Origin of the sequence: Streptomyces sp. NPDC059743, assembly GCF_042732975.1 — a bacterium.
GTDB lineage: Bacteria > Actinomycetota > Actinomycetes > Streptomycetales > Streptomycetaceae > Streptomyces.
In genome coordinates this window covers 69,499-81,785 of record NZ_JBHWGS010000003.1, presented here as the reverse complement: position 1 = coordinate 81,785, position 12,287 = coordinate 69,499, and the positions used below count along the sequence as shown (strand labels likewise).

Below are 12,287 nucleotides of genomic sequence, written 5' to 3'. Positions count from 1 at the left end.
GCCCGACCGTACGGCCGGCGCGACGCCGGTCGTACGGGAGGTGCCTCGCGGGCGGGATGGCCGCAGTGGACAACCTTGAGCGCATGGCGCCCGACGTGGCGCAGAGGTCGGTGCGGATGGACGGCGCGGCGACGGCGGTGCTGGACGCGGGCGGGGCGGTGGCCGGGTGGACGCCGGGCGCCGAGCGGCTGCTCGGGTACTCCGCCGCGGAAGTGATGGGCCGGCCGGCCGGGCTCATGCTGCTCCCTTCCGGGGACGCGCCGAAGGCGTCGGTGTTCGTGGAACGGTGCCGCGCCCAGGGCGGCTGGTCCGGGTTTGTGGCGCTCCGCCACCGCGACGGCCGCAGGCTCGATATGAGCGTGCGGGTCTCGCCGCTCTCCGGCCCGGACGGAGGGGCGCAGTGGCTGGTCTCGGCGACCGGCACACCGGCGCTCTCGCCAGGAGCGGCGGACGGACTGGCGCTCGAATCGCTGCTGGCCCGCGCTCCGGTCGGCATCATCGTCCGCGATGCGGAGCTCCGCTGCACCTGGGTGAACGACACCCTGGAACTCCAGGACGGCATCCCGCGCGAAGAGCGGCTGGGCCGCCGGCTGACGGAGTCACTGCCCGGCCTCGCCGAGGCCGAAGAGGCCGAGGCGGTGATGCGGCGCGTGCTGAACACCGGCAAGCCGGTGACCGACCTGGAGTTCCGGGCATGGCTGCCGGTGGACCGGCACCGGGAGCGCACGTTCTCGGTCTCCATCTTCCGTCTGGAGGACCCGGACGGCCGCGCCCTGGGCGTGTGCGCCATGTGGGTGGACGTCACCCGCAGGGAGCAGGCGCGCGAACGCCTGGCGATCATCGGCGAGGCCAGCACACGTATCGGCAGCACTCTGGACGTCATGCGGACCGGGCAGGAGCTGGCCGATCTCGCGGTGCCGCTCCTCGCCGACTTCGCCGCCGTCGACCTGGTCGAGTCGGTCCAGCTCGGCGAGGAGTCCCTGGCCCGGCTGGGGCCGATGGGCGGACAGATTCCCGTGTTCTGCCGGGCGGGTCTGGCATCGATCCGGCCGGGAATCCCGGAGGCTCTGTGGGCACGCGGAGAGACGGTCTTCGTACCGCCGAATTCGCCCTTCACGTACGTTCTGTCCTCAGGCAAGTCCCGTATGGAACGAGTCATGGACACCGCTCCCGGCTCATGGCTCGCCCAGGATCCGGTACGGGTGAAGAAGATCCGTGAGGTCGGCATGCACTCCTGCATGTATGTGCCGATCCACGCGCGCGGCGCGGTGCTGGGCGTCGCGTTCTTCGCCCGTACGGAGGATCCGACACCGTTCGAGGAGGACGATCTGCTCCTCGCCGAGGAACTCGTCAACCGGGCCGCGCTCTCTCTGGACAACGCCAACCGGTACACCCGTGAACGCGCCACGGCCTTCGCGCTCCAGCGCAATCTGCTTCCGCAGCGTCTCACCGGCGGGACCGCCGTCGAGGTGGCCTCGCACTATCTGCCGGCCGACAGCCGCCACGGCGCCGGAGGTGACTGGTTCGATGTGATCCCGCTGTCCGGCGCCCGGGTGGCGCTGGTCGTCGGCGATGTGGTCGGGCACGGCATCAACGCGGCGGCGACCATGGGCCGGCTCCGTACCGCCGTGCACACCCTCGCGGACATGGACCTGCCGCCCGACGAACTGCTGGCCCACCTGGACGATCTGGCCATCCGCCTCATCGAGGAGGACGCCGACGACAAGGGCACGGCCACCGCGGTCCTCGGGGCCACCTGCCTGTACGCCGTCTACGATCCGGTCCTCCGGCGCTGCACGATGGCACGGGCCGGCCACCCGCCGCCCGCGATCGTCGACCCGGACGGCCAGGTCACCTTCCCCGACCTGCCCGCCGGAACGCCGCTCGGCCTCGGACTGGTGCCCTTCGAGTCCGTGGAGCTGGAACTGCCCGAGGCGAGCGTGCTCGCCTTCTACACCGACGGGCTTGTCGAGAGCCGCGACCAGGACATCGACGCCGGGATACACCGCCTGAGCACCGTGCTGGCGGCACAGCCGGGCCTTCCGCTGGAAGACCTGTGCTCGGCCGTGGTCGATTCGCTGGGTACCCCGGCACCGTACGACGATGTCACCCTGCTCCTCGCCCGGACCCGCACACTCAGCCCGAGCCAGACGGTCTTCTGGGAACTGCCGCCCGACCCGGCCGTCGTCAGCACCGCCCGGTCCCTGGCCGTACGGCAACTGACCCAGTGGGGACTGGAGGATCTGGCCATGACCACCGAGCTGATCGTCAGCGAACTGGTCACCAACGCCATCCGCCACGCCACCGGCCCGATCGGTCTGCGTCTGATCCGGCACCAGCTGCTGACCTGCGAGGTCTCCGACACCAGCAACAGCCTCCCGCGCCTGCGCCATGCCCGGACCACCGACGAGGACGGCCGCGGCCTTTTCCTCGTCGCGCAGATGTCCCACCGACGGGGCACTCGCTACACAACGGACGGCAAAACCGTATGGGCCGAGCAGGAACTGACACCGGTGTCCGCGTACGACCTCAGCTCGGCGGCAGCCGCGGACGGATGAACGCGAGCCGAGGCTGGAGGACCGGCCCGTATGATTCCTGCACGAGCAACTGGTGCGTACGCCCTTGTCGTTGAGGTGTGGGCGCGACCGGGGAGTGGTGGGCCGGACGGTGGCAGCCGAGGGAAGGGCGGGGCCATGGTCCTGTTTTTGATCATCTTGATCGGGGCGATCGTCGCCGTCGGCCTCACCGGCTACGGCTTCGCCACCCTGACCCGGCACCGGGCCGAGCGTCCGGGCGTGGTCGTCGCAGCCCGCGGTGTGGCGGCCTTCGCGGGCGCGGGCGCGGTCGCCCTCTATGTGTGGGGTGCTCTTCACGCTGTCGGCGCGGTCCTGGAGGCGGAGGACGGCGGCACCAGCTCCGTCCCGACCAGGGAATGCATCCGTGCCGGCGGGACGGAGCGAGCGGCCGAGGTCGATGGTTACCGGATCGAGTATCTGCCCGTTCGTTTTGTGTGCCACATCGACGGCGGCGGCAGCTATGCCACCAGCGGTGGCCCTGGTTACATCGGCCCTGCCGCGCTCGTGCTGGCGCTGACCGCCGTCGCCCTTCCCGTCCTCACGGAGTACCGCCCCAGAAAGAAGATCCACGCCGAGCCCGGCTCCTCCGACGCCCGGACCGACCGGGAGCCGGACCACCATATGTAATGTGCCACGCCGGGAGGGCTACTCCTTTTCGCTGCTCGGCGGGTTGGTGATCGGGTCGGTGATTGGATTCTCTTGCGCCGCCGGGCCGCCGGAGGCGGTCAGGCTGCCCAGTATCGCCAGCAGTTCGGCACTCCGGCTGCCGGGTTCGGCATTGAAAACGACCAGGATCAGGCCGTCGGTGCCGCCAATGGCGAGCTTGTTGGACTGGAGATCCATGTCGCCGACCTGCGGATGGGAAAGCCGGCTGGTGCGGCCCTTCTTCGGTTGCACATCATGGCGTCCCCATAGCTGCCGGAATCTTTCGCTCCGGACCGACAGCTCTCCGACCAGTTCCACCAGCCGAGGATCGTCGACATCGGGCCCGACCACGGTTCGCAGACCGGCGACTCCCTGACTTCCGGCGAGGGCCGGTGATCGCGCCCTTGTTCCAGCCGGAGGTAGTAGTCGGCGCTGATACCGGCCGGCATCGCCACCTCCTCGCGCCGCAGTCCCGGCACGCGACGGAGGCCGCTGCCCGGCAGTCCCGCGTCCTCCGGCCGAACCAGATTGCGCCGGGCACGGAGGTACTCGCCGATGCGGTTGTCGCTGCTGTCCATGACGTCAACGGTAGCGACCGGACATGTCCGCCGCCTGGCCCTGTTACTCCCAGGAACGCCTGTTGTCCCCAGGAACGGCCGGACGGGTCCGGGCCGGCCTGGTCAGGGATTTTTCGCCGCGGAGGCAACCTGACCGGCATCCCATCGTGTTCCACCTCTGAGCGCATGACGAGCACACGACGAACACGCGTGGAAAGCACAACGAAAGGTCCCGGTATGTCTGTCAGTTCTGTCCGCAGAGGGCCACGGCTGGCCGCCGCGCTGCTGGCCTCCGGCCTGCTGCTCACCGGCTGCGGAGGCGCGGCGGCCGACGGAGGATCCGCGCCGGGCGGGACGACTGCCGACGGGAAGGGCGTCGACGGCACGGACAGCGCCGGTTCCCACGGCGGTACCGTCGGCTCCCTCGGTGGTACCGCCGGCCGGTCCGCTCCCGAGCCGCAGACCGCCGAGCCGAAGGTGATACCCGGCCTCGGCCCGAGGACCCTCGCCGCCATCCCTCCGGAGACGGACCAGGCCGTCGTGGCGACCGGCGCAGGCAGGGACCGTAACACCGGCACCGTGCTGGTCTACGAACGCGACCCGGTCACCGGCTGGGCACCCGTCAGCGACGTATGGCCCGCCCACAACGCGAAGCGTGGCTGGACCGACGACCACGTCCGAGGCGATCTGCGCACGCCGATCGGTGTGTTCGGCCTCACCGACGCGGGCGGTCTGCTGCCCGATCCGGGGACGAGACTTCCGTACGACCGAGGCCCGGCCTTCTCGGTCTCGGGCACCGGTTTCCAGGGCGACTCGCTCGTTGGATCCTTCGACTATGTCGTGGCGATCAACTACAACCGCGTACCGGGCAACACACCGCTGGACTGGACCCGCCCGCTCGGTGCGGACAAGGGCGGCGGCATCTGGCTCCATGTGGACCATGGCGGCCCTACCCAGGGCTGTGTCTCGCTGCCGCGCGGCCGGATGAAGGAGCTGCTGCGGCTGCTGGATCCGATGAAGAAGCCGGTGGTGGTGATGGGAGACGCGGAGTCGCTCCAGCGCTGAGGTCGCTCAAGCACGGACCCCGCTCAAGCACGGACCCCGCTCAAGCACGGACCCCGCTCAAGCACTGAGCCCGCCGAACCGCGCCGTACGCGGCCGGCTCAGCCGGGCACGTCCATGCGCTGTGTGCCGACAACCAACAGCAGCCGCAGCGCCTCCTCGGACGGTGAGCCCGGGTCCGCGGTGTAGATCACGACCCGCTGGTCCCGGTCGGTGATGTCGAGGACGTCGCAGTTGACGGTGACCAGGCCGACCAGCGGGTGCTGGAAAGTCTTGCGCAGCGTGGGCTCGGCGCACACGTCGTGGGAGGCCCACAGCCGGCTGAACTCCTCGCTTCCGGCGAGGAGTTCACCGACCAGCTCGGTCACCTCGGGATCGTCCGGGTAACGGGCGGCGGTGGCGCGCAGATGCTGGGCCGAGGTACGGGCGAACTCGTCCGCGTCCGACACTCCGTACAACCGCCGCCGCCCCGGCCGGTGCGGCCCGAGGAAGACACGGCGTACGAGATTGCGGTCGCGCCGCGACAGGGCGGAGAAGTCCTCCATGAGAGCGGCGGCCAGATTGTTCCAGGCGATCACCTCGTATGCCGCGGACGTCACGATCGCGGCGGCCTGCGGCAGCCGGCGCAGCAGATCGAGGATGCTCTGCCGTACCTCGCGCGGCGGCCCGGCGGACGGCGCGGGCGGAGCGCCGAGGGCGAGGTGGTGGAGGTGGTCGCGCTCGGCGTTCGACAGGCGCAGGGCGCGGGCCAGTCCGGCCAGCACCTCGTGCGACGGGCGCGGGCCACGGGCCTGCTCAAGCCGTGTGTAGTACTCGGTCGAGATGAACGCCAACTGCGCCGCCTCTTCGCGACGCAGCCCCGGAGTGCGGCGGCGCGGTCCTGCGGGCAGGCCCACATCGGCGGGCGTGATCCGCTCGCGCCTGCTGCGCAGGAAGGCCGCCAGTTCTCGTCTGTCCACATACCCAGTGTGCGCGGGTGTCGGGGAGCCTATCCAGGTACCGCCGGTGCCTGGAACGGGTCCGCGGACCGGCGCAGGCTCACTGCCATGGACAACACACCGACCACCGGCACATCAACCACGGGTACATCAACTGCCACCCCGGCGAGCGACGCCTCCGGCCTGCTGGCCGGCAAGGTCGCCTTCATCACCGGCGCCGGACGCGGTATCGGCGCCGCGGCGGCCCGGCTGTTCGCCCGCGAGGGCGCCCGGGTGCTGCTCGCGGCCCGTACGGAGGCCCAGCTCAAGGCGGTGACCGAGGAGGTCCGGGCGGCGGGCGGTATCGCGGACCATGTGGTGTGCGATCTGGCCGACGCGGCGAGCGTACGGGCCGCTGTCGACCGGGCCGTGGATCTGTACGGCCGGCTCGATGTCGCCTTCAACAATGGCGCGACGATCGTGCCGCCCGGCCCGATGGACCAGGTGCGCGAGGCCGACTTCGACCATGTCTACGCCGTGAACCTCAAGGGCCCGTGGCTGGCCATGGTCGCCGAGGTGGCCGCCATCCGGGCCACCGCCGGGACCGGAGCCATCGTCAACAACTCCAGCGTCGGCAGCCTGATGGGCAATCCGGAGCTGCCCGCCTACGGTGCGATGAAGCGGGCGGTCAACAGCCTCACCGAATCGGCCGCCGTTACCTACGGCCCGGAAGGCATCCGCGTCAACGCGATCGCGCCCGGCACCACGCTGACCGAGATGATCCGTGCCTGGGAAGCGAATTCGCCCGGCATCGTCGAGCGGCTCACGGCGCAGACGCCGCTGCGCCGCGCCGCCGATCCCGACGAAATCGCCCGGCCGCCGCCTGGCTCCTCAGCGACCGCTCCTCCTACGTCACCGGCACGGTCCTACGGGTCGACGGCGGCGCGCGGGCCTGAACCACCCGTACGGCGCTCGCCGTCCGCGCGTCCTCCGTCCCGATGCCACACTCGTCGTGCGGCCAGGTGCGGGCCACCACCTCCCGTGCGGTGAGTCGCGTGATCTCACCCGATCTCACCCGATCCTGGTTTCACCGAAGGGAGCGGGCGCAATGGACGCGATGGAGCGGACCACGTGCTGTGTGGTGGGCGGCGGCCCCGCCGGGATGGTTCTCGGTCTGCTGCTGGCCCGCGCCGGTGTCGAGGTCACGGTCCTGGAGAAGCACGGTGATTTCCTGCGTGACTTCCGCGGTGACACCGTGCATCCGTCGACCTTGGCCCTGCTGGACGAGCTGGGCCTGGCCGAGCGGTTCGCCCGTCTGCCGCAGCGGCGGGTGACGGCGGTGCAGCTGCCGCTCGGTCCGGACCGCTCGCTGGTCACCGTCGGGAACATCGGCGCGCTGCGGGCGCCGTACAACTACATCGCGATGGTGCCGCAGCGGGACCTGCTCAACCTTCTGGCGGACGAGGCGCGGCTGGAGCCGTCCTTCTCTCTGCGGATGAGTACGGAGGCGACGTCTTTCCTGGTGGAGCGTGGCCGGGTCACCGGCGTGCGGTACCGCACGCCCGACGGCCGTACCGGTGAGCTGCGGGCCACGCTGACGGTGGCCTGCGACGGCCGGGGCTCGCCGGCCCGGTCGCTGCCCGAACTGCGGCTGCGGAGGTTCACCTGTCCCATGGACGCCTGGTGGTTCCGGCTGCCGCGGCACGAGAGCGATCCGCGCGGGCTCGTGGGAGGCATCGGCGACCGGTTTCTCACCGTTGTGATCGACCGCGGTGAGTACTGGCAGTGCGCCGCGCTGATTCCCAAGGGAAGCGACAGCCGGCGCCGCGCCGCCGGTCTCGACCGTTTCATCGCCGACTTCACGGCCGCCGTCCCCTGGCTCGCGGGCCGGCCGCACGCGCTGCGGTCGTGGGACGAGGTGAAGCTGCTCGACGTACGGCTCGACCGCCTCCGGCGCTGGCACCGCCCTGGGCTGCTCTGCATCGGCGACGCGGCGCACGCGATGTCGCCGGTCTTCGGTATCGGCATCAATCTCGCCGTCGAGGACGCCGTGGCCGCCGCCCGGTATCTCGTCGGGCCGCTGCGCGAGGGCGCGGTCGGTCTGCGGGACGTACGGGCCGTCCAGCGCCGCCGGTGGCCCACCGCGGCCTTGACGCAGGCGCTGCAACGGACCGCTCATGCACGGGTCGTCGAACCGGTGCTGGCGGGACGCCCGCCCTTCGGCGACCCGAGGCGGGCGCGGCGGATCACCGACCTGCTCACCACCTCGCCGTGGCTGAGCCGGGTACCGGCGTACTTTTTCGCCTACGGCGCCGTACGCGAGCATCCGCCGGCGGCGTCGGTGCGGTGAGACCGATCTCGAATGCGATGTCTGTTTTCCGCCAGCGCATCGCCGTGGGCCGTCGCACAGTGAAGAGGTGATGACCGACGACAGCAGGTACACCGACGACAGCGGGTACGAGGACGACAGCAGGTACGAGGCGGTGTGCAGCCGTGATGCCCGGTTCGACGGCGAGTTCTTCTTCGCCGTGTCCACGACCGGGATCTACTGCCGTCCGAGCTGCCCGGCCACCACGCCCAAGCGGCAGAACGTGTGCTTCTTCCCCACCGCAGCCGCCGCGCAGGGCTCCGGGTTCCGGGCCTGCCGCCGCTGCCGCCCGGACGCCGTACCCGGCTCCGCCGAGTGGAACGTGCGCGCCGATGTGGTCGGCCGCGCCATGCGGCTGATCGGTGACGGCGTCGTGGACCGCGAGGGCGTGGCCGGACTGGCCGTACGTCTGGGCTACAGCGCCCGGCAGGTGCAGCGGCAGCTCAACGCCGAGGTCGGCGCCGGGCCGATCGCGCTGGCGCGGGCCCAGCGGGCGCACACCGCGCGGATACTGCTCCAGACCACCACCATGCAGGCCGCCGAGATCGCCTTCGCGGCCGGGTTCGCGAGCGTACGGCAGTTCAACGACACGATCCGCGAGATCTACGCCGTCACTCCCAGCCGGCTGCGCGCCGCCCAGCCGGGACGCTCCTCACGCTTCGGATCGGTCGGCACGGTGAGTGCCGGTGCGGCGAACGTCGGTACGGTGAGCGGCGCGGCCGGAGTGCCGCTGCGGCTGGCCTGTCGCGGCCCGTACGCCGTCACCGAGATCATGGACTATCTCGATGCCCGCGCCATCGCTGGCATTGAGGAGATCACCGGCCAGCGTGGGGCCCGCATCTACCGGCGCACGCTGCGTCTGCCCAACGGCACCGGCATCGCCGAGGTAAGCGAGGCGCTCGGCGCGGGCGGCTGGCTGGAGTGCCATCTGCACCTGAGTGATCTGCGGGATCTGACCACCGCCACCCAGCGGATACGCCGTCTGTTCGACCTGGACGCCGATCCGTACGCCGTCGCCGAGCGCCTCGGCGCCGATGCCGCGCTGGCACCACTGGTCGCGCGGCGGCCCGGACTGCGCGCGCCCGGCGCCGCGGACGCGCATGAAATCGCCGTACGGGCGGTGCTGGGCCAGCAGGTGACGGTGGCCGCCGGGCAGCGGCTCGGCAGTGCCCTGGTCGCCGCCTACGGGCAGCCACTCCAGGCTCCCGACGGCGCGCTGACGCATATCTTCCCGTGTGTCGATGCCTTGGCGGAGGCCGCCCTCGGCGAGCTCGGTATGCCCGACTCGCGCCGCGCCACTCTGCGTACGGTCGCCGGAGCGCTCGCCGACGGCACGGTCGGTCTCGATGTCGGCACCGACCGGGACGAGGCGGAGAAGGCCCTGCAAGGCCTGCGCGGTATCGGCCCGTGGACGGCGGGCTATATCCGTATGCGCGCGCTCGGCGATCCGGATGTGCTGCTGACCGGCGATGTGGCCGTCCAGGCCGGGATGCGGCACGCGGGCGCGGAGGCGGTCGACGCGGAGGCCTGGCGGCCCTGGCGCAGCTACGCCATGCACCACTTCTGGAACGCAGCCGCCGACCGTCGCGGTGACGGCGCCGTCATGCAGGACACCTACCAGGACACATACAAGGAATTTTCATCATGACGCAGACCACCACCCGCCTGACAGGGCGCCCTGCGGACCGTGTCGCCGAGGAGGACTGGCGCGCCCTTGCCGACGAGCTCGACGAGCACGGCCATGCCCTCACCGGGCCGCTGCTGACCTCCGACGAATGCCGCGATATCGCCGCCCTGTACGACGAGACCGGGCGTTTCCGTACGACCGTCGACATGGCCCGCCACCGCTTCGGCTCCGGCCAGTACCGCTACTTCACTCACGAACTGCCGGACGTGGTAGGGGAGTTGCGAGAGGCGTTCTATCCGCGTCTGCTGCCCGTCGCCCGTGACTGGGCCGAGAAGCTGGGACAGCCCGCGCCCTGGCCCGACGCTCTGGAGGAGTGGATCGCGCTGTGCCATGCGGCCGGTCAGGCCAAGTCCGCGCAGATCCTGCTGCGTTACGGTCCCGGCGACTGGAACGCCCTGCACCGCGATGTGTTCGGTGACATGCTCTTCCCGCTCCAGGTCGTCATCGGCCTGGACGCGCCCGGAGCGGACTTCACCGGCGGCGAGTTCATCATGACCGAGCAGCGGCCACGCGCCCAGTCACGGGCATCGTCCACGACCTTGCCCCAGGGCCACGGCCTGATCTTCACCACCCGCGACCGGCCGGTGGCCTCCAGGCGCGGCTGGTCCACCGGCCCGATGCGGCACGGTGTGAGCACCGTGCGCTCGGGACTCCGGCGCACACTCGGCCTTGTCTTCCACGACGCGGCATGAACAGATCGCCGTCGGACGGGCCTCTGCGGATTCGACTGCTCCGCCCGGCGGTTGTGGACACAGGGATGTCGGCCATACTGCTCCCCGTGGAGCAACAAACAGATCCCATTATTCTGCCGACGCACCCGGCCGGGACCGATCCGGCGTATGTACCCGGGCTCCTGCCCTCGCGCCCTGCCGGGGCGGACGAGGGGGACGAGACCGCCTCGGAGACGGAAACGGAGCTGGAGGCGGAGGCGGTGGACACACCGCCGGAAGCCGCCGTTCCGGGAGAGAAGACCGCCGGCTCCAAGGAGGAGGCGGCCGACGGTGAGGCGGAGACGCCCGCCGGAGAGGATGACGACGAGGAGAAAGACGACGGGCCCGTCTTCGAGGCGTCCGACCGGCGCGGAACGATCGTCGCCGACCACGCCGGTATCACGTTCCGGCTGGACGGCGAGCAGGCCGACTTCGACTGGGAGGAGATCAAGGCGGTGGAGACCGACGTCCCGCGGTTCGGGCGGCGTTTCGGTATCACGGTCTATACGTCGCCTCAGCGCTGGTTCCAGCACGATGTCGAGGGCTCGTCCAAGGAGCAGGTCAAGACATGGGCCGCTGAACTCGACGAGGTTCTGGACGCGCGGTTCGACGACGGCGAGTCCGACGGCGAGGCGTAGCGGAGTTCAACCGCTTGGTGCACCGAGTCGGCCATGCTCGCCCGGGCGTGGCCGGCTCGCGTCCCGCTCTCCGTCAAGCGTCGAGCAGCGCGGGCCGTGCGACTGACATGGCCCGAACCATCGCCCTCGCCCGGAGCGTCGTCTACTGTATACAATCAACTGGCGTTCCGTGGACCGACGCTGATCGATCACCCCAACTCGGAGGTGTCATGGAAGACTTGGACCCCGAAGTCGTACTCGGGATGGCGGCTCAGGCGCCCGACGGTCTGGTGATCACCGACCGTGAAGGGCTGATCCGCTACTGGAACCGAGGCGCGGAGCGGATCTTCGGTTACTCGGCGGCCGAGGTGGCCGGGCGCAATCTGGATGTGATCATTCCCGAGAAACACCGGCAGCGTCACTGGGACGGTTTTGTGGCGGCCATGGCCGCCGGCGCCAGCAAGTACGGGGACGACGACCTCCTGGCGGTTCCCGCACTGACCGCGGACGGTTCGACCGTCTCGATCGAGTTCAGCGTGGTGCTGCTGACCGATTCCGACGGCAACGCGAGCCATGTCGGGGCGGTGATCCGGGATGTCACCGCGCGGCGGGCCCAGGAGAAGGCGATACGGCAGCGACTGCTGGCGGCCGAGCCGAGCCGTACGGCGTCCTGACGACCGGCTTCGGAGAGGTGCAGGCGATCGATCCCGGTCGTCGTCAGCCGTTTCCGAAGGCCCGCCGCGCGAGGTTTTCGCGGAGTCCGGCCAGCCGGCCGATCTCGGCGTCGAGCGCGTCGAGTCTGCGGCTGACGATGCCGGGTTCGGCGGAACCGCACCGCCGCCGTGGGTTCTCGGAGATCAGATGGAGACGGTCGGCGCAGCTGCGCAGATCCTCGACGGTGAGTCCGAGGCCCAGCATTTCGCGGATGACGCGGATCCGCTCGATCTCGGCGGGACCGTATTCGCGCTGGCCGGATGCCGTACGGACGGGCGGAGGCAGTAATCCGCGCTGCTCGTAGAACCGTAGCGCCCTGGGCGTCGTGCCGGTCGCTGCCGCCGCTTCGCCGATCCGCATCCTCTGCCACCGCTTCCCGTTCTCCGTCGGTCCCAGCCCCGGGCCCCGGCCTCCGGCTGACGAACGGAGACCGT

Annotated in this window: 10 protein-coding genes and 2 pseudogenes; 9 read left to right on the top strand and 3 right to left on the bottom strand. The window is 70.7% G+C overall.

Going from position 1 to position 12,287, the window contains the following annotated elements; all coding sequences use genetic code 11:
* Positions 1-83: 83 nt before the first annotated feature.
* A complete protein-coding gene (locus ACFV6H_RS06110) occupies positions 84-2,558 on the top strand; it encodes a SpoIIE family protein phosphatase (protein WP_385539110.1) in 2,475 nt (824 codons plus the stop codon).
* A 147-nt stretch (positions 2,559-2,705) separates the two neighbouring features.
* Complete coding sequence (locus ACFV6H_RS06105) at positions 2,706-3,203, top strand: hypothetical protein (protein ID WP_385539107.1); 498 nt, start codon at positions 2,706-2,708, stop codon at positions 3,201-3,203.
* A gap of 18 nt (positions 3,204-3,221) precedes the next feature.
* Here ACFV6H_RS06105 and ACFV6H_RS06100 read toward each other — a convergent pair.
* A pseudogene (locus ACFV6H_RS06100) lies at positions 3,222-3,799 on the bottom strand (helix-turn-helix domain-containing protein).
* A 216-nt stretch (positions 3,800-4,015) separates the two neighbouring features.
* Between ACFV6H_RS06100 and ACFV6H_RS06095 the strand changes: the two are divergent.
* The gene (locus ACFV6H_RS06095; protein WP_385539105.1) at positions 4,016-4,843 is read left to right on the top strand and encodes a L,D-transpeptidase family protein; all 828 of its coding nucleotides are present in this window, start codon (positions 4,016-4,018) and stop codon (positions 4,841-4,843) included.
* 98 nt (positions 4,844-4,941) lie between these two features.
* On the opposite strand, the gene ACFV6H_RS06090 is transcribed toward ACFV6H_RS06095, so the two are convergent.
* Positions 4,942-5,799, bottom strand: coding sequence for a helix-turn-helix transcriptional regulator (locus ACFV6H_RS06090; protein WP_385539103.1), 858 nt, complete (start codon positions 5,797-5,799; stop codon positions 4,942-4,944).
* An 87-nt stretch (positions 5,800-5,886) separates the two neighbouring features.
* On the opposite strand from ACFV6H_RS06090, the pseudogene ACFV6H_RS06085 reads away from it, so the two are divergent.
* The 6 genes and pseudogenes from ACFV6H_RS06085 (at position 5,887) to ACFV6H_RS06060 (ending at position 11,813) form a co-directional block, all read left to right on the top strand.
* Positions 5,887-6,713, top strand: a pseudogene (locus ACFV6H_RS06085) (SDR family NAD(P)-dependent oxidoreductase).
* Between the two features lie 161 nt (positions 6,714-6,874).
* On the top strand, positions 6,875-8,107 hold the full coding sequence (locus tag ACFV6H_RS06080; protein ID WP_385539756.1) for an FAD-dependent oxidoreductase: 1,233 nt from the start codon (positions 6,875-6,877) through the stop codon (positions 8,105-8,107).
* Positions 8,108-8,177: 70 nt separating this feature from the next.
* Positions 8,178-9,773 carry an AlkA N-terminal domain-containing protein gene (locus tag ACFV6H_RS06075; RefSeq protein WP_385539101.1) on the top strand — a complete coding sequence of 532 codons (1,596 nt, stop codon included), beginning with the start codon at positions 8,178-8,180 and terminating at the stop codon, positions 9,771-9,773.
* Positions 9,770-10,504: a 2OG-Fe(II) oxygenase gene (locus ACFV6H_RS06070; RefSeq protein ID WP_385539099.1), complete on the top strand. Its 735-nt coding sequence runs from the start codon at positions 9,770-9,772 to the stop codon at positions 10,502-10,504. The genes ACFV6H_RS06075 and ACFV6H_RS06070 overlap by 4 nt, the downstream gene beginning before the upstream one ends.
* A gap of 86 nt (positions 10,505-10,590) precedes the next feature.
* Entirely contained in the window at positions 10,591-11,160 is a 570-nt protein-coding gene (locus ACFV6H_RS06065) for a hypothetical protein (protein ID WP_385539097.1), read from the top strand.
* Positions 11,161-11,369: 209 nt separating this feature from the next.
* Complete coding sequence (locus ACFV6H_RS06060; RefSeq protein WP_385539095.1) at positions 11,370-11,813, top strand: PAS domain-containing protein; 444 nt, start codon at positions 11,370-11,372, stop codon at positions 11,811-11,813.
* 43 nt (positions 11,814-11,856) lie between these two features.
* Here the strand turns inward: ACFV6H_RS06060 and ACFV6H_RS06055 are convergent, their stop codons facing one another.
* Positions 11,857-12,213, bottom strand: a complete 357-nt coding sequence (locus ACFV6H_RS06055; RefSeq protein ID WP_384985763.1) for a MerR family transcriptional regulator — start codon at positions 12,211-12,213, stop codon at positions 11,857-11,859.
* Between the last annotated feature and the right edge of the window lie 74 nt (positions 12,214-12,287).